Origin of the sequence: Rhodopirellula halodulae, assembly GCF_020966775.1 — a bacterium.
GTDB lineage: Bacteria > Planctomycetota > Planctomycetia > Pirellulales > Pirellulaceae > Rhodopirellula > Rhodopirellula halodulae.
This window is the reverse complement of the sequence record NZ_JAJKFV010000033.1, coordinates 137564-160547: the sequence shown is the minus strand read 5'-3', so window position 1 is coordinate 160547 and position 22984 is coordinate 137564. Positions and strand designations below refer to the sequence as shown.

General features: G+C 56.0%; 16 protein-coding genes. 7 read left to right on the top strand and 9 right to left on the bottom strand.

The genetic code is table 11. The annotated features are described in order from the left end of the window. Positions 1–95 precede the first annotated feature (95 nt). Both LOC70_RS24120 and LOC70_RS24115 read left to right on the top strand, forming a co-directional pair. On the top strand, positions 96–2366 hold the full coding sequence (locus LOC70_RS24120; protein WP_230256623.1) for an NfeD family protein: 2271 nt from the start codon (positions 96–98) through the stop codon (positions 2364–2366). Continuing rightward, entirely contained in the window at positions 2366–3019 is a 654-nt protein-coding gene (locus LOC70_RS24115) for an NfeD family protein (protein WP_230256622.1), read from the top strand. Before LOC70_RS24120 ends, LOC70_RS24115 begins: the two co-directional genes overlap by 1 nt. A gap of 18 nt (positions 3020–3037) precedes the next feature. On the opposite strand, the gene LOC70_RS24110 is transcribed toward LOC70_RS24115, so the two are convergent. Continuing rightward, the gene (locus LOC70_RS24110) at positions 3038–3448 is read right to left on the bottom strand and encodes a PaaI family thioesterase (RefSeq protein WP_230256621.1); all 411 of its coding nucleotides are present in this window, start codon (positions 3446–3448) and stop codon (positions 3038–3040) included. Between the two features lie 67 nt (positions 3449–3515). Next, positions 3516–5363 (bottom strand): SLC13 family permease, encoded by a 1848-nt coding sequence (locus tag LOC70_RS24105; protein ID WP_230256620.1) that lies wholly within the window; start codon positions 5361–5363, stop codon positions 3516–3518. 276 nt (positions 5364–5639) lie between these two features. Between LOC70_RS24105 and LOC70_RS24100 the strand changes: the two genes are divergently transcribed. The 4 genes from LOC70_RS24100 (at position 5640) to LOC70_RS24085 (ending at position 11400) form a co-directional block, all read left to right on the top strand. Further along, positions 5640–5894: a DUF3311 domain-containing protein gene (locus LOC70_RS24100; RefSeq protein ID WP_230256619.1), complete on the top strand. Its 255-nt coding sequence runs from the start codon at positions 5640–5642 to the stop codon at positions 5892–5894. Then, entirely contained in the window at positions 5891–7522 is a 1632-nt protein-coding gene (locus LOC70_RS24095; RefSeq protein WP_230256618.1) for a sodium:solute symporter family protein, read from the top strand. The genes LOC70_RS24100 and LOC70_RS24095 overlap by 4 nt, the downstream gene beginning before the upstream one ends. Before the next feature lie 333 nt (positions 7523–7855). Next, positions 7856–8479, top strand: coding sequence for a DsrE/DsrF/DrsH-like family protein (locus LOC70_RS24090; protein WP_230256617.1), 624 nt, complete (start codon positions 7856–7858; stop codon positions 8477–8479). Between the two features lie 83 nt (positions 8480–8562). After that, positions 8563–11400 carry an EAL domain-containing protein gene (locus LOC70_RS24085; RefSeq protein WP_230256616.1) on the top strand — a complete coding sequence of 946 codons (2838 nt, stop codon included), beginning with the start codon at positions 8563–8565 and terminating at the stop codon, positions 11398–11400. 126 nt (positions 11401–11526) lie between these two features. Here the strand turns inward: LOC70_RS24085 and LOC70_RS24080 are convergent, their stop codons facing one another. The 6 genes from LOC70_RS24080 to LOC70_RS24055 form a co-directional block, all read right to left on the bottom strand. Then, complete coding sequence (locus LOC70_RS24080) at positions 11527–11949, bottom strand: DsrE family protein (protein WP_230256615.1); 423 nt, start codon at positions 11947–11949, stop codon at positions 11527–11529. A gap of 14 nt (positions 11950–11963) precedes the next feature. Then, entirely contained in the window at positions 11964–12197 is a 234-nt protein-coding gene (locus tag LOC70_RS24075; protein WP_255713033.1) for a sulfurtransferase TusA family protein, read from the bottom strand. Between the two features lie 126 nt (positions 12198–12323). Then, positions 12324–13145 (bottom strand): TlpA family protein disulfide reductase, encoded by an 822-nt coding sequence (locus LOC70_RS24070; protein WP_230256613.1) that lies wholly within the window; start codon positions 13143–13145, stop codon positions 12324–12326. Between the two features lie 87 nt (positions 13146–13232). Then, on the bottom strand, positions 13233–15746 hold the full coding sequence (gene hrpB / locus LOC70_RS24065) for an ATP-dependent helicase HrpB (RefSeq protein WP_230256612.1): 2514 nt from the start codon (positions 15744–15746) through the stop codon (positions 13233–13235). Further along, positions 15743–17089, bottom strand: a complete 1347-nt coding sequence (locus LOC70_RS24060) for an alpha/beta hydrolase family protein (protein ID WP_230256611.1) — start codon at positions 17087–17089, stop codon at positions 15743–15745. Before LOC70_RS24060 ends, hrpB begins: the two co-directional genes overlap by 4 nt. 63 nt (positions 17090–17152) lie before the next feature. After that, positions 17153–17818: a family 16 glycoside hydrolase gene (locus LOC70_RS24055; protein ID WP_230256610.1), complete on the bottom strand. Its 666-nt coding sequence runs from the start codon at positions 17816–17818 to the stop codon at positions 17153–17155. Between the two features lie 382 nt (positions 17819–18200). Between LOC70_RS24055 and LOC70_RS24050 the strand changes: the two genes are divergently transcribed. Then, positions 18201–19688 carry a sulfatase family protein gene (locus tag LOC70_RS24050; RefSeq protein WP_230256609.1) on the top strand — a complete coding sequence of 496 codons (1488 nt, stop codon included), beginning with the start codon at positions 18201–18203 and terminating at the stop codon, positions 19686–19688. Positions 19689–19694: 6 nt separating this feature from the next. On the opposite strand, the gene LOC70_RS24045 is transcribed toward LOC70_RS24050, so the two are convergent. After that, complete coding sequence (locus LOC70_RS24045; protein ID WP_230256608.1) at positions 19695–22967, bottom strand: DUF6797 domain-containing protein; 3273 nt, start codon at positions 22965–22967, stop codon at positions 19695–19697. Positions 22968–22984: the final 17 nt, after the last annotated feature.

Genomic DNA, 22984 nt, shown 5'->3' with positions numbered 1-22984 from the left:
GATTCAATTTCCGTTGCGCGATCTTCCGCGGAAGATCCAACGCCGGCTGACTCGGGTCATGGTCTTTCGGGTTCCTGACGCCGTATAATCAGGGCATGAGATTTCTGAAGGAGCACGGCGATCTTTCGCGACGACGGATTGTCTCCGGTAGGGGACGAATCCTGGTTGCCGCGTGGTTGATGCTGATCCAGCTCTGGACGTTGGGAGCTTGCTTCGCACAGCCCGCCACCGATGCGAAGTCAGGTTTTTTGCTGGACGTGCCGTCGCCATTGACGTCGCAGGATGTGGATCGGCTGCTCGGACGATTGAACCAGTGGGCTGCCGCATCGAAGCGTGGGGACGCAGCCGATGGTGGGCGGACCACGGTGGTGCTGCGAATGGGAACGACGGGCCAGGATTCGTCCGCCGCCGCAGTCGCGTCATCGAACGAAGACGACAACACCAGCCGAAGTGATCAGGAGCGAAAGTCCAGTCAGCCGACGGCACTCGAAGATGCCTTGAAAATCGCTCGAGCGGTTTCCGGCAGTGATCTGAAACGCATTCGCTTGGTGGTCTGGGTTGACGGCGAAGTCACAGGCCACGACGTGTTGCTGCCACTTGCCGCCGAAACGCTGTTGGTCTCTCGCGGCGGATCACTGGGCGATGCGACTCGGTATGAGACCAATCCGGACGAAACGATTGGCGTGCTGTATCAATCGATCGCTCGGCGTCGTGGTTTGGTCCCGGAACCATTGGTGCTTGGTTTAGCGGATCCGCAGTTGGAGGTTTCGCGGGTTGAGCTGTTGGAACAACCAGCAACGTTCATGAGCGGCGAAACGTTGGACCAAGCTAGGAACGAAGGCAACTTGGTCTCCGAGTCGACTTGGTCCGAAGCGGGTGAACCATTGGTGTTGGATTCGGAACGCTTGCGACGTGTCCGAGCTGCCGCGGCAATCGTCGGGTCCGAGAACGCCGTGATGGATTGGCTAGAACTCTCACGGCTTCAGAAAGACGAGGCTCAATCGACGGGAGCGTTGGTGGGCAGGTTGGTTCGGATCACAGGCAATGTGACTCGGGCGCGCGTCCGCCGATGGCAGAGCAACTTGGCGGCCAGCGTGGAGTCGCCGGATGTGAATGCGTGGTTGGTCGCGATTGATTCTCCCGGCGGCAGTTTGAGCCGCAGCGCATCGTTGGCGGCGACTTTGGCGGATCCGGGGCCTGAGATTCGAGTGGTGGGTGGCCTGGTTACGGGGGAAGCTCGCGGGGACGCGGCGTTGTTGGCACTCGCTTGTCGTCCGTTGTTGCTCATGCCGGATGCGAAACTTGGCGGCAGCGGGGCGGACGTGATGAGCCCCAACGATGTACGGCGTGAATCGGAGTTGATCGAATTGATCGCCGACGCGTCGGGACGCAGTGCGGCCTTGATCGAAGGGTTGTTGGATTCGTCGGTCTCAGTGCATCGCTATGTCAATCGACGATCCGGACGAGTCCGCTACGCGACATCGGAGCAAATTCAAAGCGAAGCGGATGAGGCCACCGCGGACGATTGGCAACGGATGGAAAAGATCGAGTTGGCGAACGGATTGACCGCAACACAAGCGATCGAATTGGGATTGGCAGAAGGCACTGTTGACTCGTTGCCGGAGGCGGCGACTTCGATCGGGTTGAGTGGCGTACCGCCGGAACTGTCCGATCGCGGCGTCGTGCGATGGGTGGAACGTCTGGGACGGCAATCGGGGTTGGCGTTTTCTTTGTTGGTGATCGGGTTCATGATGCTGTCGATCGAAGCCAGTGCACCCGGTTTGGGCGTGCCAGGTTTTGTCGCGATGGTCTGCTTCGCCTGCTTCTTTTGGATCAAGTATCTCGCGGGGACGGCGGAGTGGCTTGAACTGCTGGCGTTCGGTTTGGGGTTGGCGTGCATTGGGATCGAGATCTTTGTTTTGCCCGGATTTGGTGTCTTTGGGATTGGCGGACTGCTCCTGACCGCCTTGGGTGTACTGCTGATGAGCCAAACGTTCGTCGTTCCTCAGAACGCTTACCAAGTCGGTGAGCTGACGCGTGGTTTGTGGGTGACACTGGGCGGCTTAGGCGGATGTGTGATTGGAATGTTTTTGGTGCGTCTGTACCTGCCACAGGCGGCCGTGGCCACGGGATTGTCGATGGGGGTTCCGGAGGCCCAAATCAGCGAAACGGAACGCTTGGCTCACTACGACGACTTGATGGGACAAGAAGGTGTGGCCACGACACCGCTTCGTCCCAGCGGAAAAGGTCAGTTCGGCGAAACCATCGTCGCGGTGGTCAGCGATGGATCGGCGATCGAACGCGGTCAACCCATCCGTGTGATTCAAGTGTTGGGCAACCGAGTCACCGTTGAGGCGGTGGATTGATGCCGGTGCTGTACTCGGTTGGTTTGGTGGTGTTGTTTTTGACGCTGCTGATTGCGGAGATCATGGTGCCCAGCGGCGGCATTCTCGGGTTGCTGGCGTTTGCGTCCGCGATCACTGCGGTGCTGATCGCATTCACCGTCAGCCTAAACTTTGGTCTGTCGATCATGCTGGTGTTGATCGTGGCAACACCAATCTTGCTTCATGTCCTGCTGCGGTTCTGGCCGCAGACTTCTGCGGGACGAGCGATCCTGAACCGACGGCGGCGAGACGGTAACGAATCGGTACCCGTCACAACAACCTTGGACGGCGTCCCTCTGGACCAACTCGTGGGGGCCTTCGGCGTCGCCACGTCAAACTTGTTGCCATCGGGACGCGTAATTGTGGATGGTCACAAGGTCGACGCGGTCAGTACCGGGATGCCCATCGACGAAGGTCAACCGATCAAGGTCGTTCGAGTCGCGGCCAGAAAACTGCAGGTGCGTTTGGCAACGGAGGAAGAAGTCCGGCAAGCAAACGAAAGTTCCTCGGGAGCTTCGCAATCAACGCAAGAACAGGCGTCCGGTGATGACGTTGCCGACGCGAGCGTGACGACGTCGGCGTTGGAATCGTCCAAGACGCTTGAAGAGATGGACTTGGACGAACTGGAAGAATGACGCTGAAGCGATGCGTGCTCAACCAGCCGAGAGGACCGTGCAGGTGGATGAGGCCGTCGCCACCAATTTCCCGCGTTGGTCTTTGATTTGGCACTCCACAAATCCGATTCGCAATCCTCGCTGTATCACTTCAGCACTGGCTGACAAACGGCCTTCGCGAATCGGACGGATGAAGTTGACCTTCATCTCGATGGTGGAAAAATCTTCGGACGCCAGCAGTGTACGTCCGAACGCGATTCCCATCGCTGCATCGGCGAGTGCCGATACCAGGCCACCGTGCACGCGTCCCATCGGATTGTGATGCTGCGGCCCACAATCGATGTCCACGATTGCCTGACCGGCATCCGGTGCCCCGTTCTCAATCTCGCTGGGGCGAACCTGAAATCCGACCAGTCGTGAAATGGGGGCTTCGGAAAAACGTTCGGACATGGGAAATCGCGGTGGCGTTTCAGTGCGTGGGAAGTTGCAAACCAGGTGGCTCAGTCGATCTTGGTCATTAGTACCACCAAGTCAACATGCCGATGGTCGTTACTGCCACAATCAGGCTGAGAGGAAACCCGAATTGAATGTAATCTCTCAGGCGATAACCACCGACGCCGTAGACCATTGTGTTGGTTTGGTAACCAAACGGCGTCAAGAAACTGGCCGAAGCCGCGATCATGACGGCGACCACCATCGGCATCGGATCCATTCCAACTTTCGTCGCGGCGGTCCACGCAATCGGCAGCATCAACATCGCCGCGGCGTTGTTCGTGATCAATTCGGTGCAGATCACCGTCGCAACATAAACCGCGATCAATGTCCCCAGAGGGTTTCCACCCGCGATGCTGAGCAGTCCATTGGCAATTTCACCCGCCGCGCCGCTCTGTTCCATCGCGCGTCCGATTCCAATCGCGGATCCGATCACGATCAACACCGACCAATCGATGCTGCGTCGTGCTTCCGATGTAGTGCAGCAACGTGTCATCACCATGGCAACCGTCGCGAACATGGCCGCACTGAGAATCGACAACCAATCAAATGCGGCAGCGGTCACCATGACCACCATGATCGCGATCGCCAGCGGAGCACGTTCGTGACGACGGACTTCGCCTCGTTCGACACTGCTGACCAGGTAGAAATCGCTTCCGCCACGCTGTTGGTGCATGAAAGACTTGGACGCCTCAAGCAGCAACACGTCGCCGGGTTCAATGCGAACGTCGCCCAGCTTTCCTTCCAACCGTCGACCACCACGAGCCACCGCGACAACAGCTGCGTTGAAGTTCGATCGAAACCGTCCTTCGCGAATGGTTTTGCCGATCAGACTGCACCGGGGACTGACGACGGCTTCCACCAGAGTTCGACGCCAAGCCGGAATTTGCAACTTACGAGCCTGATCGCCGGGAGTGATCAACCCTCGGATCTTCCGCAAATCCACCACGCTGTCGACATCACCCACCAGGATCAAAATGTCCTCGCCGAAGAGACGTTGATCCGGTTTGGCGGGCTCGATGCGTCCATCTGCTCGTTGGATTTCAGCAACATACAATCCTGGCAGAGCACGCAGGCCCGCTTCTTGCAACGTTCGACCGACCAGCGGCCCGGTCATCTCGACTTGCATTTCGACAGTGTATTTTTGTGGGTCATCTCCGACGCTGACAGCTTGTTTGCGTTCGGGGATCAACCACTTCGACGTCAGGATGATGTAGAGCAGTCCCAAAATGGTCGCGGGAAGTCCTGCGATGGCTGGTGTGAAAAAACTCAATTCAGCCAATTCCGTCGCTGCGCCGTTTGCACGCATCTCCGCGATGTACTGGTTGTATTCATCTCGAACCAACAGGTTGGTGCTGGTTCCCATCAGCGTGCACATCCCGCCAAGAATCGCGGCGTAGGAAAGCGGCAGCAACAGACGGCTGGGGCTGATCGACAATCGTTTCCCAAGGTCGCCCACCACGGGCAACATGGCCGCCACAACGGGCGTGTTGTTTAGAAAACCGCTGAAGGCCGCCACGGGCAGCAACATTCGAACCTGCGTGTCTCGCAAATTTTTGGCTTTGGACAACAACCATCCGGTGGCCAGCTCCGTGCCTCCGGTCAATTCCAATCCTGCCACGACGGCAAATAGCAACGCGATCGTGATCAAACCCTTGTTGCCGAACCCTGCCACCGCGTCGGTCGGATCAGGCAGCAACGTCGTGCCCGTGAGGTCTTGGGCCACGACCAAAATGGACAACGCCGTGACCGCCAGCAGATCAGTCGCAGCGACTCGGAACGCCAGCCCCAGCAACAATGCGATGGCGACGCCGATGGTCAGCCACATCGGCCAAATCGTTGGCCACACTAGGGGGTCAAACACGGATTGCATAAAACACGAAAGGACGCAAGCACTCGCCGACCGCGATGCTTTGAAGCAAAGAAGCTGAATTCAGCGAAACCGCCGAAACATTTGTCCCTTACAGTAATTCAAACCATGGATATCGTCGCCCCCGCGATGCCATTAGACTACGGGGCAAACGATTGAATTCTGGTCGCTCGCGACGGATTCAGTCGCCGGAGGACCATTTCGCGATTTTCGCGTCAAGGTCTCTGCGACCCTCTCGATTTCCCACCTTCCTCCCTCCGCTCTCCTCAATCGCCCAACATGCCCAACTCGACTGACGCGTCCGCTCCGCCCAATCGGCCGGGGTTGTCACGCGGTGCTATGATCATCGCTGGCTTGGTTCTCTTGTTACTGATTTTGCATCAAGACAATTGGTTGTGGCACAACGACACGTTGTTGTTTGGTTTCATGCCGATTGGTTTGGCCTGGCATGCGGGAATCTCGATTGCCGCCTCTTGCACCTGGTTCCTGGCGACCCGAATTGCATGGCCATTGGATGAGGAGGGCGAACAATGATGTATCTTGCAGTCCAACCCGGTGTGCCCCAGTTCGTCATCATCCTGATCTACCTGGGGCTGCTTCTTTGTCTCGGTCTGTTCAGCAGCCGACTGTTCAAAGGCACCAAAGAGGATTACCAAGTCGCCAGCCATTCGATTGGTCCGTTCCTGTTGCTGATGAGCATGTTTGGAACGACGATGACCGCGTTCGCATTGGTGGGCAGCAGCGGCGAAGCGTTCCGGGAAGGGATCGGCGTTTATGGAATGCTGGCCAGCAGTAGCGGCATCATTCACTCGTTGTGTTTCTTCTTGATTGGTGTGAAGGTTTGGCGATTTGCTCGTGCCCATAACTACACGACTCAGATCGAGTTCTTTCGTGACCGACTGAACAACAACTTTGTCGGTTGGCTGCTGTTTCCAATCTTGGTTGGAATGATCATCCCATATTTGTTGGTCGGCGTGATCAGTGCCGGAGCCGTCGTGCAAGCTTTGACGGCTGGCTTGGCACCTGACAGGTTCCCAGTGCCATTGGAAGGTGGTCCCGGTGGCATCGACCCGGCGGTTCACGGCGGCATCCCCGCTTGGTTGGGATCGTTGGTGATTTGCTCGGTCGTGTTGATCTATGTGTTCTTCGGCGGAATGCGAGGAACCACATGGGCGAACACGTTCCAAACGTTGGTCTTCATGGTTTTGGGTGTGGTGACATTCTTTGTCATCGCCGACAAGCTTGGTAAGCAAGACGGCTTCTTTGAAAATCTCAAGGTGCTTGGCGAATCCATTCCCGAGGAAGGCAAAACGCGGGTGGAGATGAGCAAGACCAAGTTCTTCACTTACCTGATGATTCCATTGTCAGTTGGAATGTTCCCACACCTCTTTCAACACTGGATGACGGCTAAGAAAGCCAGCACGTTCAAATTGTCTGTAGTTTGCCATCCACTGTTCATCATGATCGTCTGGGTACCCTGTGTCTTGGTCGGCGTTTGGGCGACGGGTGAGTTGATGCCCGGCAAGCCACCGTTGCCTCGACTTCCCGGCAGTGACGTGGTTGACGCAAATAAGGTGTTGCCTTTCCTGGTGAAAACGCAAACCGCGCCCATTCTGGGTGGCTTCCTCGCCGCCGGGATTCTGGCCGCGATCATGTCCAGCTTGGACAGTCAATTCCTTTGCATTGGAACGATGTTCAACAACGACGTGGTCAACCATACTTTTGGCGCAGACCGTTTCTCAGACCGCCAACAGGTTCTGTTCACGCGTTTGTTCATCGTTGGGATTGTGGCAATCACGTATTTGCTCAGTCTCGGAAACGTCCGCAGTGTTTTCGCACTCGGGGTGTGGTGCTTCAGCGGTTTCAGTTCGCTGTTCCCACTCGTCGTTGCCGCTTTGTATTGGCGAGGATTGACGGCATCGGGAGCCATCGCGGGAGTGCTCGCGGCAATCACGAGTTGGTCCTACCTGTTCTATCAAGGCACGCAGGCCTCCGAAGGATTGAGCAAGTACGTTCTGCGTTTGCCACTTGGCGGCGAGTCGTACGAGGTCATGCCTGTTGTCGCGATGGTGCTAAGCACCCTCGTTGCGACGGTGGTTGTTTCGCTGGTTACACCCAAACCGCCGCGGGAAACGTTGGCGAAGTTCTTCCCGGAAGCCTAACCGCATCCGAGCGACGGAATGTGTTCACAAAACGGACGCCTCCACCGGGCGTCCGTTTTTCATGCGCGATGCTCGGATGTTGTCAGGATCACTGATCGATTGACTGCATAGTCGAAACGAACGCGTGCGACGTTTGAGCACGGCCTTCTCATCTCAAAAAATTGAACTCCCGCAGAATCGGAACAACCGGTTCATCTGCTTGGCTTTTGCGAGAATGCTCGCACCGAAGACACGCTAACTTGCTCGTCACTGGAATGAGACGCAAGTTTGGGTTGATGCATCGGCGTGACTGCGCGCTGATTGAACCAGAAACCAAGTCAAAAAGCGTCTGTCATGCAATCGGCACAATCCAACCTCAGTGAACTCGGCAACGGTTCAGGACAACCGATGGTCAGCGACTCACAACGTTGGCAGCAGTTGGAAAACCAGCTCGATGGGATGCAGCGTCAGCTCGACCAACTGAAAGAAGGAGCTTCCGATCCCAATCAGCTCAACCTTGTCGTGTTCGAAGGCTACAAGGACCGGCTGATGGCAGCCTTCGTGATTGCGACCGGCGCCGCGGCGTGCGGAATGGACGTTCGAATGTTCTTCACGTTTTGGGCCACACCCGCTCTGCGGAAAGAGGGCATTCGTGAAAGCAATAAATCTCTGGTCGAGCGTGCGTTTGGATGGATGCTGCCTTCGTCTGCGAATAAGACAAAGCTCTCACAAATGGATTTTGGCGGGCTCGGGCGCGTCATGATGCAGCGCGAAATGAATCGCAAAAACGTTTGTGATCTGGAAGGGTTGATCGAAACGGCCGCGGAACTGGATGTGAACATTCAAGTATGCGAAATGTCGATGCAGTTGATGGGCATTCGCCGTTCGGAGCTGATTGACTATCCCAATTTGGACTATTGCGGGGTCGCAACGTTTGTTGGCCAAGCCGCTCACGCGAACACAACGATGTTCATCTAAGCAGTTTTCACCTGAATGATGTTTCACTAGAGAGCTGGCCATCAAACCATTCGTGATCGACCATCGCGGAAACACACCCGACCATGCCAAGCGAGCCGACCATCGCTGATGAAGTCAAAAACGCGGAGTGCGACCCGAACGCACTGCTTGCGATGGTCGATCGTATGCTCGCGGAAGTGCAAGACAACGCGAGCGGTGTGTCAACTGAATTAAGCGTTGGACAAACGGTTGACGCTGAACGGGACGTACTGGCTTCTTTGAGCGGCATGCGTCGCTTGCTTGCGGAACGTGAGGCAGAACTGCAACAGATGAAGTTGCATTCCGAATCGATGGCGGCAGCTCAAGCGGAAGCCATTGTGCACTCGGCTGAGATCATCGACGAGCTGGAACAAACCAAGCTCGATTTGTCCGAGGCTCGCTCCGCGGCGGAGCAAGCCGCCTACGACACTCGCCGGTTGGCGGAAACCATCTTTGAACGCACCAGCGATGCTGTGTTGGTGCTCGAAAACAAGAAGTGCTTGGCGTGCAACGACAACGCGGTTGATCTCTTAAAAGTCTCCCGCCACGATTTGCTTCAATCTCGAAAGCCATGGCTCACGCGGGCTCGATTCGAAGACGGAACGAACGCGATGCCAATGATCGATGTGTGCGTGGAAGACATCAGCCGATCGGGATGTCAGCAATTGGAGTGTCAGGTGACTCGTCATGACGAGTCGACCTTTTGGGCGGAGCTCGCGTTCAGTTCTTTCGAATCGTCTGTCGGCAACCAAGTCATCGTGATGGTTCGAGACGTTTCAGCTCGCAAACGCTTTGAAGCTGAGTTGCGACGACACCGTGACTTCTTGAATAACATTGTCGGTGCAGTACCGGATCAGCTCAGTGTTCGCGCGTCGGATCAACGAATCGTTGTCGCCAACGAAGCATTTTTGAACGCTCATGGGGTGACCGAAGAACAGGTGGTTGGAAAGCTGCCGCAACAAATCAATGTGCCAAGCCTGAGAGACTTCGACCCGCAAATCGACGCCTGCTTCCAGGGCGAGGTGCCCAAATCCACGTTCGTCGATTCTTGGACAGACGAAAAGGGGCAAAAGCGATTCAGTGCCAACCGATACTCCGCCTTCACGGAACAATTCAGCGAGGATCGGTTCGTCATCGCGACGTCGCGTGACATCACGGAAGACCGCGATCGGGAGCGACGGTTGCAACTGCTGGCGAGCGTCTTTGAGGAAGCAACCGAAGGTGTGGCGATTCTTGATTGTCGTGGCAAAGTGTTGGAAGCCAATCCAGCCTTCGCCGCGATGACGTCCATTGATGCGAACTCCAAGATTGCGGGCGAGCGATTCCTGGACCTGATCCGAAGTGAAACCGACGACATTGGCGTCTACCTCGCCGGGGCCTCCAAAGGCAAATCGTGGGCGGGCAAGATTTCGTTGGCCAACGAATCTGCGTTTTCTCCGAATAAACGTCGCTCGTTTTGGATTTCGCTCAGCCCTGGCGAAGATGCCTCGGAACGTCGGATCATCGCGCTTATCACGGACATCACGGAACTCGAAAACAGCCAAGAACAACTCCGGCACCGTGCGATGCACGACACGCTGACCGGTTGTCCGAACCGAGCGTTCTTTCGTGAAACGATTTCCAGCTTGGTCCATCAAGATCAATTCAGTCAATCGAGCTGCGTCGCATTCTCTGTCTGTTTTTTGGATCTGGATGACTTCAAATTCGTCAACGATTCGGTGGGTCACGCCGGTGGTGATGAGCTGCTGAAATCAGTCGCGATGCGGATCGCGGACGTCGTCGGACCCGACGCATTCGTGGGGCGGTTTGGTGGCGACGAATTTGCCATTCTCATGTCGGACGAGCACACCGATCTGGAAACGCAACAGAGATTGCTGGATGAGTTGCTGAAAGAATTTCGTCGCCCGTTTGAATTGAGCGACTTTGAAGCTCACGTCGGTTTGAGCATTGGTGTCACGCGGTATCCTCAAGACGCGACTCAGACAGACACCTTGATGGGCTACGCCGACATCGCGATGTATGCGGCGAAGCAAGCGGGAAAGAACGCGGTCGCGTATTTCGACCCGTCCATGCAGGAAGAAGTCGTCATGCGGAATCAGGTGCAGACACAATTGCGCACCGCAATTGATGTTGGCGACGTGGAGCTGCACTATCAACCGAAGGTCAACGCGACGAGTCGCCAGTTGGTGTCTTGCGAAGCCTTGGTGCGATGGCGAGATAGCGACGGCAAATTTGTTTCTCCCCAGACGTTCATTCCAATCGCCGAGAATTCCGGTCTGATCTGCGCGTTGGGGGAACACGTTTTCGAAGTGGCCGTCAAACAAGCACTTCGATGGAATGCGGAGGGATGTTTGGTACCCATCGCGGTCAACGTTTCGCCCATTCAACTTCGCAGCATCGATTTTGTCGAAACGCTGAAACGCCAACTCGACAAACACAACGCCAAGCCAGAATGGTTTGAGCTCGAGATCACCGAAAACGCGATCATGAGCAACGTTGACCATTCGTCGGCTGTCATCGACGAACTGGCCCGGATGGGATTCAGAATCGCGATCGACGATTTTGGGACCGGGCACTCGTCTCTTGGATATCTGAAATCCTTTCAGGTCCACACGTTGAAAATCGATCTCTCGTTTGTGCGAGACGTGATGGTCGATCGATTCTCAAGATCGATTGTGCGGTCAATCACCTCGCTCGGACACGGGCTGGGCCTGACCGTGGTCGCGGAAGGCGTCGAAACCGAGGAACAAGCGAACCATTTGCAGAACCTGCACTGTGATGAGCTGCAAGGTTACTTCTTTGGTCGACCGATGCCGGAAACGGAATTCAACCAGTGGCGAAAACAATCGCTCGCCCAACCCGTGACTCAGCACATCAATGCGGTCCGCTGTTTCGAATGGTGACGCGAAGGTGTCGCGAAAGAGGCTGTCGTTCGATCAACAAACGATCAGCGTGTTTGGCAATCCGCAGTGGTTCGCGAAACGCGCAAACCTTCTCCTGAAGACAATCTTCGACCGAGGCAGCAGTGCCTAGAAAGATATCGTTGTGCCGCCAATCGCGCGGTCAACGACCGTGGTGAAGCCACCGATCACGATTCCGGGCAATTTCTTCACGGGAGGCCCGCCGCCGGGAGGTCCGACGCTGCAGGTCGTGTGACAAACGGAGCAGAGGATGACTTCGCCACCGGCTTCGAGGTACTGATCGATCAATTCGGACAAGGGCGGAAACCCCTGCACGGCGATTCCCTGCGCGGTTCCCTGGTAACCCCAAACCGCTCCATCACTGGTGAGAAAAATCGTGGTGGGTTTGCCAAGCGACAAAGATGCCAACCCGCATGAAAATGCCATGGTGGCGTTTTTGCCGTTGTCTTCTTTGCCGCTGGTCAAAGTGACCACCACGCGTTCATTGACCGAGGGCGTATCGACGTCGGCAGTTGGAATCGCAGGAACCATGGAACGACCTCGCCTCAATGCCCTTCGGACAGCACGATTTCAACCACTTGCTCGGTTTCGTGCTGTTCAAAACGTTCGATTTCATGTCCGGTGCGACGTGCCCACGCTTCCACATCGGGACGAAAGGCCAAGTCCGTCGCGGTAACCACAATGTGATCTCCGGGATCGGCCTTTCGAGCGGCCTTGGTTAGTTCGACGATTGGCATGGGACAGTTCAGTCCCCGGCAGTTCAATTCATGAGTATTCATACTCGAAGAATAGGACCTGCCATCGTCCGAACAGATCAGAAGCACGCAACCTTCACTTTTGAAGCGCCGAATTCTTTCCGCACGTGTCGGTTTGTTCACACAGTCGGATTGCGACGATTCTGCAGGTCATTTCAGAAGTTGTTCCACCAACGGAACGATGTCGCCTGCATAGGTGAAGCCAGCCGTCTCGCCGACGTCTGCGAACTGCTTCACAAGCTTGCCTTTGGCGTCGAAAACCAAAACGGCTGGAATGGAACCGATCCCGATCGCTTCAAAGACTTCGTCGCTTGGTGTTTGAACGATGTAGTTCTCGAACTCAGCATGACTGCTTTGCAGAAAAGCTCGGACCTTGGGTTCGTAGGACTCAGGCGGACGCGTCTTTCGCCCATCGAAATCGACGTTCGCTCCGATGGCCACCACCTTGTCGCCCAATCGCTTCTGCAACGAAACCAAGTTGGGGAATTCCTTCAAACACGGGCCGCACGCCAACGACCAAACATCAACCACCGTGACTTTGCCAGTTGATTCCGCCGTCTTGCGAACTTCCTTCCACGTCGCGTAGTCGATGTTGGTCGTGTCCTCTTCCGCGTCGGCGGTGATCAACTGGGTCGCGGTATCATCCGCTGAGTCTGTACGGGAACTCAGGTCGTCAGGCAGGCTAAGACCACCCTCCGTGGGTGACGAACGCTTCTTCGGAGCGTCTGGCAAATCACCCTCAGGAAGCGAAAAACCACCCACGTCACGCTTGGGGGAAGTCGCTTGAGTGTCTGGTGTTTCACTCGTTTCGGGTGGCAGGGAATTGATCGTCTCCGATTCGGCTTGGCCCGCAGGGGAATCACTTGGCGTTTGTGTGCCGGGTTCGCTACCGGAGGAACCACAACCACCCAGCGTCAAAACGGCGGGCAACAAAAGAAGGCGACCAATTCGCGAAAACGAGATTCGATCCATCGTTGAGCTCGATAGGGAGGGAAGGAACACAAACCACAACTACGTTAACACAATGTCTGTTCGTTAGCACTCATCGCCAGTCCGCCATCATCTCCGTTTCATACCGTGGTGGGTCGGGGTAGCGTCGAGAGGGTTTTCGGGCCAATCGTGTTTGGGGTAACGGCGACGCAGTTCCTTGCGAATTTCTGTGTAGGTGTTCGCCCAGAAACTCGCCAAATCGTTGGTGATCTGCTGCGGACGTCCGTTTGGCCCCAGCAAGTGCAATTGCAGCGGTACGCGGCCTCCCAAAATTCGCGGCGTGTCGCGCCAGCCAAAGCAAAGCTGAATCTTGACCTCGATCCACGGTGGTTTTCCATCCTCATAGCGAATGGGCACGCGGCGTCCTCCCGGCAAAGCGATCTCTTCCGGTGCTTCGCGTTCGACAATCTGCCAAACGTCGTAGCCGACAAGCCCAAGAAAGTGATCAAACCAAGCGGCACGCTGGAGTTCGGCCAAGCTCGACTTACCGTGACAAAGTTGCCGCAAAAGTTCCTCGTGCATGGCATCGTCAAACGGAGCGACTTCGTCCATCACGCTCGCAACCAACCCCATTCGCTGCAGACGCTTCTCAAACTTTGCTCCGCCAATTGGTAGAAGTGAACGAGCGTTCTCAAACAGCAGTTGTTCCGTCGTTTCGTCGCCAGGCACCTTGCCCGGAGTCTCTTTCAAAACGAGATCACCATACAGCGTTTGATGACGACACCGGACCGACTGTTTTTGCGTGTCCCATGTTTGTTGATCACGCTCCGTGATTTGGTTCGAATCGAGCCAGTCTTCTTCGATCGGAATCGCGGATCGGACTTTGGATTCGACTCCACCGCCGTCGACGTCCCAGCACAACACCAGCGGTGATTGATTTGCTTCGCCTAAAACGGACTGAAGCCCAACGACGCCACGTCCGCCAACCATGCGGCCTCGGTCGGGGGTATCGGCGCGTCGCAACACGACTCGATCGGGATAAGCGGCCAGCAATGCCTTTGCGATAGCGATTTCCGACGGAGTTTCGGATGTGATGGGCAGTGACTCGTTAGCGTTTGACTGCGGCAGCGATCGTCCAATGGACTCGATGATTCGTTGGAACGATTTCAACGCAGAAACGGAGACGTTCCTTGGAATTGTCTTGTGCGTGATCGCATGAACCATTTCCGACAAGCTCATCGAAGCACACGACTCAAACGGGTGTCGCTCGCTCAGCAGAGCAGCCAACGCGGCAACGGTTTCGCGGGACATTGACTGTGACGCTTCGATTGCCATCCGAGCAATTCGCGGATGCAGCGGCATCTCCGCCATTTGCGCACCGGTTTGGGTCAGACGCCCACTGAAGTCCAACGCACCCAACATCTTGAGCAAGTCACCCGCGGAATCGGCGGCGTGCGGTGGAGGTTGCGTCAACCAGTGAATCGCCGACAGGTTCTTTTCACCATGGCTGGCCAGCATCAGCACCACCCCCGAGAGATCGGACCGGAGGATCTCGGGCACGTCGTATTCTTCTCTGGAACGTTGAGCAGCCATGCTCCAAATTCGATAGGCGTGGCCTTCGGATGTTCGTCCCGCACGACCGGACCTTTGATCGGCCGAAGCAATCGAAATCGCAGTCGTTTCAAGACGCGTCATCCCACGTCGTGAATCGAAACGTGGGACCTTGGCCAGTCCAGAATCCACCACGGCTGTCACACCGTCGACGGTGACCGATGTCTCCGCAATGTTGGTCGCGAGGATGAGCTTGCGATTCGCTGAGGTGCGAATGGCGGCGTCCTGTTCCTTCGGTGACAGCGAACCATGCAAGGAAACAATGTTAGGAATCTGCGTGGGCGTAGACGACTGAAAGGCTTGACTCGATTGCAATGCCCTCTGCACGCGGTGAATGTCGGCAACTCCGGGCAAGAACACGAGCACGTGACCATCGGTCGTCGACAGAGCATCGGAAATTGGTTCGATCAACCTCTGCTCAAGACGATCCTTGGGACGATCGTCACCATGATGAATGGTGACGGGGTAGGTGCGGCCTTCGCATTGCATCTCCAGCGCGTTCGCGGCATCGTCACGGTTCAGGTAGTCCGCAATCGGTGCGGTTTCCATCGTCGCGGACATCACGACCATCCGAAGGTCATCCCGCAGTTCGCTCCGCAAACGATGCGTCATCGCGATCGCAACGTCGAGTTCCAAGGTGCGTTCGTGAAATTCGTCCAAGACCACACAGGCGACTTGCTCCAGCAGCGGATCCGATTGCATCCGGCGAAGGAACATGCCAGTTGTCATCAAGACAATCTGCGTGCGTGCGGATTCGCGTCGGTCCAATCGCACGTGGTAGCCGACTGTTTCGCCGACGTTTTCCTCACGCGAATGAGCGATCCAGTTGGCAACCGATCGGGCAGCCAATCGACGTGGTTGGATGACCCAAATCTGTCCTGGAATCTGGCGTTCTTCGAGTGCGTCTAAAATTGCGATCGGCACTCGGGTTGTTTTCCCGGCACCCGGAGGCGCCTTCAACACCACTGCGTTTCCCGATCCGATCGCCTTCTTCAAGGAAGGGAGAATTTCATCGATCGGGAGTTGGGTCATGGAGTCGATTGCGAGAGGGTTCGATCAGCCAAATCGAGATAACATTCCCAATCATATTTGGCTAGATCATGTTTGCCTTCCCGTAGGTGATACTGCATCGGACCCGCGTTGATGACCCCTTGTTGTTTCAACATTTTCGCGGTCGAAACGGTATCGAATGCCTTCGCGTTCATGCCCAACACCCGGTAGGCAGGTGCCGCCAATTGCCACGACAGGAACTCACCTTTTGGGTCCGCCCACTCGTCTTGGGTTGCACTTCCAACGGCGATCGGACGCGGGGCTGCCAGCGCGATCAATTGGTGCTGATCAACGGGCATGGCCGATTCGTTTTCGTTGTATTGCGTGTATTGGTCGTTGAACCAGTGTGGGAAGGATCGATTGATTCGACCAACCGTTTCCCCGAACGCTCGACGACTGAGTGCCGCACCGCCGCACCCCGAATCATTGCTGATCACCATGGCGAATCGCGTGTCAGTCGCTCCTGCCCAAAGTGCGGTTTTTCCCAATCGTGAATGTCCCAAAACGCCAACACGTTTGGGATCGATGTTGAGTTCGCTGAGTTGTTCGATCGCGTCCAACACGCAAGACAGCCCATAGGACCAACCGGCAATGCTGCCGGGGCGTTTGTTGGCGGGCAGTTGTTGAATGAATGGACGCAACGTGCCGTGGATCCCGTTTTCGAACCCATCGTCATAGTCAGGATCGATATCGCCATAGTAGAGCGTCACGAGAGCGTAACCGCGTTGGGTAATCAGTTCGGACGGCCAACGACTGGACGCGACGCCTCGGCCGCCTTCGATTGCCCGATTGCCATCCGTGGACGAATTTCGACGATCACGGACCCAGCTTTCCGTGATCCGTGTTTGGGGATCGGAATCGATCGTGTGATTGCCCTGGAAGTTCAATCCGAGAATTGCCGGTGCGGGCTCGGTCGATTGCGGCACGTCCGCCAACACTTGCAAACGCAGTGGCTGGATGGATGTCTGTTCCCCGACGGTCGACTCCGCAATCGGATGAATGATCACATCGAATTCGAAACGAGTGACACCCGGTCGATAATCGTGGTCGGTTCTCACGACCTCAGCTTCCACCCGACGTTCGTCCGGGACAACTCCGAACACATGGTCTTCGAAGAGCGTCAGAATTTCTCGGCGGCGTTGCTGCCACTGCTGGGCGTTTTGAATCTTCGAACCATCACCGGACTCCAGCAAAGCGGGCAACTCGTAGGCTGGGATTTTCGACTCGTCGTAATTCGCAACGAATTTGAATGGTTCTTGTGAAACGGCAGAAGAAAGCAGCGTCGTGGCAGCAAAGAAGGCGAAGCTGATGGCGCGAAGTGGCATCGGTGAATCTCAAGTGGGGCGGAACGATTTCGGGAACGTCGAGGCGGCGTGCACTCTTTGGCGTCAATCCAACGAATAGATTTGCACGTCGTCGACCACGACATTGCGTTTGACCGCCAATCGCAACAATCGCTTGGTTGGGTGCGCGATGCCCTCGGACGCGAAGGAAGCGACTTCCTCGCCGTCGATGAAAACGGTGAGCGTGTCATCAATCACTTCGGCAGCGACGTGATACCACCGGTTCGTTTCCAGCTTGTTGGGGAAACGTTTGACTTTCGTTTTAAGTTTTTCCTGCAATTCCTTCGAGACCGTTCCGGCTTTTCGCAGCGTTCGCGTTTCAAGGTCCATGACCCCCGTTTTCAAATCCGCGATCTCAACGTTCTTGACACCGACATTGACGCGGAACAAATGGCCAGCCCAAACCTTTTTGTACTTCAGGTCGGCGAAGTTCAGACCGAGGACATCTTTGGGATCTTCCAATTTGAACTTCATCTCCACCCGACCATTTCGAAATTCCATCGGCTGGGTCACCGACACGCCATGGTCCGCGGTCTCGTGGATGAAAATTCGCATGGTGCCATCTTTCAGATCCACCTGTTTGTGTCGGTTGGCTCGTGAACGGCTGTTGGTGTTCCAGCCATTGCCGACTTCGTCCTTCAATTCTTGCGATTCGTTCCGTTCGAACTTGTCTTCAAAGATCAATTTGCCGGTCTTGGTTTCGGCGTTCACAGGGGACGAAATTCCAAGCAACAGAAAGCACAGTGTCCCGATGACTCGGACACGATTTCTAGCATCGGAACAGACGGCAAGGTTGGAGAACCGGGCGGGCATGGAAAATTCCAAGAGAGGTGGGATGTGGGGATGGGAAGCGAGTCTCGACCAAGCGGTCCAGCCATCGCCTCAGAGCGAAGTATAACCAAGATCAGTGCCGCTAATGCAGGTTCACGGGCGTTCGCTTTACCCTGGTGGCACAACGGTCGGCTAAGATACCGAACCGAATTGCGGACTGCTTTCAAAGACCTTTGCTCGCTCGGGTCCCCACGCCCCACGGCTTCGACAAAACTTCCCTGCCTTGTGTTTCCGCCAAATCTCCTCACCGAACCCACCCACCATGCGACATCCCCACCCAATTGTCATCGCACTGTTCGTCGCGACGAGCTTGGTCTTCTCGAGCGTCGGCACTGCACAGCCGCCCAACATTGTCTGGATCATTCCCGATGACATGTCGGCTCACTTCGGCTGTTACGGCGAAACGGCGATCGAAACGCCCAATGTGGACGCGTTGGCGGCGAGCGGAGTTCAGTTCAACAATGCCTATGTGACTGCGCCGGTCTGTTCAACCTGTCGCTCGGCTTTCATCACGGGGATGTATCAAACGTCCATTGGAGCTCACCACCATCGAAGCGGTCGCGGAACGGTCAAAATTGAACTGCCTGACGACGTCGCGATGGTTCCCAAACTGTTTCAAGATGCCGGCTACCACACCTCGATTTCGGGCTGGCCGATCAACGGAAAGCTTGGAAAGACGGACTACAACTTCGAGTGGGACAAGTCGATCTACGATTCCGCCGATTGGTCGGATCGAAAGCCTGGGCAGCCGTTTTTCGCGCAGATCCAAACTCAAGGTGGAAAGCTGCGAGGCAAGGATGCGAAGGGTTGGAACAATGTCGCCACGAAAGCACGCAAGCGTTTTGGCAGTGCAACCTCGATCGAATCGGTCACGCTCCCGCCGTACTATCCCAATCATCCGGACATCGTCCGTGACTGGGCAGCTTATCTGGATTCGGTGCGATTGACCGACGCGATGGTTGGCGAAGTCATCGCGAAACTGGAAGAACAAGGCGTTCGCGAAAACACGCTGGTGCTCTTCATGACGGATCATGGCATCAGCCACGGACGAGGCAAACAGTATCTCTATGACGAAGGCTTGCATGTGCCATTGATTCTGAGCGGCCCCGGAATCGAACCAGGGACCATTCGCGACGATTTGGTCGAGCACATTGACATCGCTGCGTTATCGCTCGCGGCGGCTGGTATTCCGATTCCGGAAACCATGCAGGCGAAGGACGTCCTTTCCGACGATTACCAGCCTCGCGAAGCGGCGTTCGCGGCGCGAGATCGTTGCGACGAAACCGTGGATCACATTCGGTCGGTGCGTACGCACCAATTCAAATACATTCGCAACTTTTTGCCCAACCGGCCCTACTTACAGCCTTGCGCGTACAAGGATGCGAAATCAATTCTGATCGCCCTTCGTCAATGGCACGACGAAGGCAAATTGGACGCGAATCAGGAGCTGATCTTTCGTCAGACGCGGCCCGCGGAGGAGCTCTTTGACCTGGAATCCGACCCGCACGAGTTGCAGAATCTGGCCAACGACCCGGCTCATGCGGCTGAGCTTCAATCGCTTCGCAACCGTTTGGACCATTGGATGGAAACGACTGGCGATCAAGGTCGACAGCCCGAGTCGGCCGAGCAGTTTGAAAGCGACATTGAGGTTTACCTGAATACTCTTCGCAAACGTGCGACACCGGAGCATCTGCAAACCGTTGAAAGCAACATCGAATTGATGAAGCGATGGGCTTCCGAAGGTAAGTGACGCTGGTCACTCAGCTTGTCTGATCTGGTGAACGGTGTTCTGGATAGAACCCCGAAACATCTCGCCGTGGAGGTCCTTCAGGCGATAAGAAATTTCCATGCACCAAGTGGGCTGGAGATCCGGCAGGTGCAACTCCAAAGTCAATCCGTCGTTTGATACCGAGGCAGTCTCAACCAACATGCTCTTCTCGTCATAACGGCGAGACCCATAATTCGCGGACCGTCGAAGCGCCCAGGTGTCGACAAGAAAGTTAGACGTGTCGCTCGCGAATTCTTTGTCGATGGGCTCTGTGAACTGAATGCGAACGCGATCGGAGAGGGCTTCGATCTTGGTTGGCAGGTGCTTGGGTTGATCGGTCGCTCGGACGCGATACAAACCACCGGTCGATTCGGTTTGGTCGCTTCCCCAGGCTTGCATCCCACACACGTAGAGGTGGCCGTCGCCGGGGCTAAACCGTCCACGCATCACACCGGTTTCGAACTGCGGGATCGGTAATTTGCAAATGCCGCCCTGCCAAGTTTCGCCGATCTGCTCGTGGGGAACCACAAAGATCTTGCCGTAGCCATAGGAAAGACTCAGCAGTGAATTGTTGAGGCTGCCCCACTTTTGACTGTCGACCCAAAGGAGTTCGGCGGGTGAACGATCCGTGGGTTTGTTTGGCCAGCACAGCGGTTGCTGCATTGCTTGGTCGCTGGTGTCGTCAGGTGCCCCGTAGGAATAGATGTTCCCATAAAAGCCGCCTTCCACGACGCGATTGATTCGGTTCATCGGCGTCCAGTGGCCTTCTTGGTCGGTCACGAAGAACGAACCATCCGGATTCAAGCAGACTCCGTTGGCGGCGCGAAATCCATTGGCAATGATTTGCGTTGTCTGACCATCGGCCGATACTTTCAACAACGTTCCATGGTGCGGGACCAAGGAATCGCGAGCGTGTCGAGCACTTTTGGCATAGTACAGATTGCCATCCTCGTCAGCCTGCAATCCCATCGCGAATTCGTGGAAGTGATCGGTGACTTGATGATCGTCGTTGAAACATTCGTAGAAGTCCGTCTCGCCATCGTCGTTCAGATCACGCAGGATGACAATTTGATCGCGGCAGGTGACATAGATTTCGCCGTCGACGACTTTGATCCCTAACGGATGAAACAGCCCGCTGGCAATGCGGCGCCACGACAGTTGTCCGGCATCATTCGCATGGCCGGTGATTTTCCAGACATCGCCATCTGCACAGCACACCACCATGCCCTCGTTGTTATCGAGAAAGTCCAAACCAGATAGACGAAGGCGACTGTTCCATGGGTTTTTGATCGGTCGCTGCAGTGTGTCGACATGGAAGGGGCCCCGCGAATGCGTGGCGTCCGTCGTGGTGCTGATCTTCTGTGTCCATTCGGCTTTGCCACCGTGAGTCAATGCATGCAGATCCTCCACTTCATATTCCGAGCCATCGGAGGTGCGATAAAGCAATGCCTCGACGGGCTCTGTTGCCAGACGAATTTCGATGCGAGACACCTGATCGCTCGGGAGGATTCGCGTGACACCGCCCGGCAGCTTCGGATCGTTCGACAAATCAATGTCATCGCCGAACATTCCGCACTTCGTGTTGTTGGGTTGGGTCCGCAACAGCAACTCGTGTGAACGAGGGCCGATGTTCAACACTCTTTGCCAAACGGTTGGGCCTTCGTCGGACCTGATGAGGCCGTGGGTTTCGAGAATCTCAGCTTCACCGATTTGGTAAGCGATGATCACGCGGTCAGCATGTTTGTAAATGCCTTTGTACTCAGCCCATTCCTTTGGCAAAGGTCCGTAGTGACGTCCGTCTTTGCCGACCAAACGCGAATCTTCGAACATTCCGGTCTGGGGGTTTGCCCAACCTGGTTCGGCGGGCGATTGAAAAACGAGGTCATCGACGGTGCGCGGCGTGATGGCATGGTGACCGTTGAACAGGATTCCTTCCCAATCGATGAAGCCTTCGCCAGACCATGCTGCTGCAACACGCATGGTGTCGTGATCGAAGATGATCCAATCAGAACCTTGCGAGATTCCGCCCGGGCCATCGTCCAACCGGACCGCGATTCCTTTGTAAGCGAAGTTTGTGTTGTCGGGCCACGTTTCCCGCGGGGCTCGTCCTTCGCGAGCGGCGGCCTGCAATTCTTCGCGAGGAATACGTCGACGCGGCTCCGTGTCGGGGCCGTTGATTTCGTAAGTGCTAATGAGAAACGGGCCGTAGTCCATCTCTCGCCAGGGTTCCGATCGTGTTGCACGTGCACCGCGCGATGTTCCGCGTGGTAGACCGGCAAGATACTCCGGAGTGATCTCGACGTAGGCGTCTGGGTTGTGTTCCTTCAGATAACTTTCGCGGATGAAGTGAATCACATCGTATTTTTGACGCGGCACCAGTTGATGCTGAGGCAACATCATGCGGTAACCATGCGTCAAGGTCCGGTACATTGAGAACGGATCGCTGCCCGAGTTGAATTGACCGCTGGCGAAACGCAATGCATTGGGAAGCGACCCCGCTTCGTCATGGTCGCCGTGACAATTCTGACAAACTTGTTGGTAGACCTTCGCACCACGATCGAACGCACGTGGGTCCCATTCGGTGATGAAGCCCGCGTGATCTAAATTGGATTCGTACTCAGGCAATGGAGGAACCGCGATTTCTGCTTCGCTGGGTTGCAGCCGTCGAAACGCGTCTTGCCCGCCGCGTCCAATTTCGACGACGTAACTGACCAGATCATAAAAGTCCGATGTTCTGGTCAGCCGGTTGGCAAGCTGCGCTGGCATGGTGGAGACCAAACGCTTGCGGCTGACGACTTCGTCGGGATCCACTGTCGTGGTGGCTGCGCCGCTCGACAATTGCACGGAGATCACGGTGTCAGTCTCGCTGAGGATTTTGCCCTGAATCACTTGTCCAGAATCCGTCAGCAACATCCAATTTTCAAACCCTTCGGCGATGATCTCGGAAGGATCGAGAATGGACTGGATGATGTGATCGTAGGTCGCACGCTCGCCAAGGGTCGTCAGGTCAGGTCCCAGACGTTCGCCTTGCGGGCTAGGCAGGTGGCATTGAACGCAACCCAGGCTCGGTTGATGAAACAGAACCGCTCCCCGCTCCGGATCACCCAAGACACTGGCTTCCGCGAGCAAACGGTTTGGAGCTTTGGAACGAAGCGTTGCCTCCATGTCGTCGGCCGCCATCGCCATTTGATACGTGAGGCATGAAAGCAACGTCAACGTAAGCGTGCGCAACCAAGGACCGTTGCTTCGTGGGTGAGACATGTCAATATTCATTGGCG

What these genes read in the sequence shown, in the direction of transcription:
- LOC70_RS24090 (WP_230256617.1), top strand. Translation starts at nt 7,856, where the DNA reads ATGCAATCGGCACAATCCAACCTCAGTGAACTCGGCAACGGTTCAGGA.
- LOC70_RS24080 (WP_230256615.1), bottom strand. Translation starts at nt 11,949, where the DNA reads ATGGTTCCTGCGATTCCAACTGCCGACGTCGATACGCCCTCGGTCAAT.
- LOC70_RS24050 (WP_230256609.1), top strand. Translation starts at nt 18,201, where the DNA reads ATGCGACATCCCCACCCAATTGTCATCGCACTGTTCGTCGCGACGAGC.
- LOC70_RS24120 (WP_230256623.1), top strand. Translation starts at nt 96, where the DNA reads ATGAGATTTCTGAAGGAGCACGGCGATCTTTCGCGACGACGGATTGTC.
- LOC70_RS24060 (WP_230256611.1), bottom strand. Translation starts at nt 17,089, where the DNA reads ATGCCACTTCGCGCCATCAGCTTCGCCTTCTTTGCTGCCACGACGCTG.
- LOC70_RS24095 (WP_230256618.1), top strand. Translation starts at nt 5,891, where the DNA reads ATGATGTATCTTGCAGTCCAACCCGGTGTGCCCCAGTTCGTCATCATC.
- LOC70_RS24070 (WP_230256613.1), bottom strand. Translation starts at nt 13,145, where the DNA reads ATGGATCGAATCTCGTTTTCGCGAATTGGTCGCCTTCTTTTGTTGCCC.
- LOC70_RS24085 (WP_230256616.1), top strand. Translation starts at nt 8,563, where the DNA reads ATGCCAAGCGAGCCGACCATCGCTGATGAAGTCAAAAACGCGGAGTGC.
- LOC70_RS24115 (WP_230256622.1), top strand. Translation starts at nt 2,366, where the DNA reads ATGCCGGTGCTGTACTCGGTTGGTTTGGTGGTGTTGTTTTTGACGCTG.
- LOC70_RS24075 (WP_255713033.1), bottom strand. Translation starts at nt 12,197, where the DNA reads ATGAATACTCATGAATTGAACTGCCGGGGACTGAACTGTCCCATGCCA.
- hrpB (WP_230256612.1), bottom strand. Translation starts at nt 15,746, where the DNA reads ATGACCCAACTCCCGATCGATGAAATTCTCCCTTCCTTGAAGAAGGCG.
- LOC70_RS24100 (WP_230256619.1), top strand. Translation starts at nt 5,640, where the DNA reads ATGCCCAACTCGACTGACGCGTCCGCTCCGCCCAATCGGCCGGGGTTG.
- LOC70_RS24105 (WP_230256620.1), bottom strand. Translation starts at nt 5,363, where the DNA reads ATGCAATCCGTGTTTGACCCCCTAGTGTGGCCAACGATTTGGCCGATG.
- LOC70_RS24110 (WP_230256621.1), bottom strand. Translation starts at nt 3,448, where the DNA reads ATGTCCGAACGTTTTTCCGAAGCCCCCATTTCACGACTGGTCGGATTT.
- LOC70_RS24045 (WP_230256608.1), bottom strand. Translation starts at nt 22,967, where the DNA reads ATGTCTCACCCACGAAGCAACGGTCCTTGGTTGCGCACGCTTACGTTG.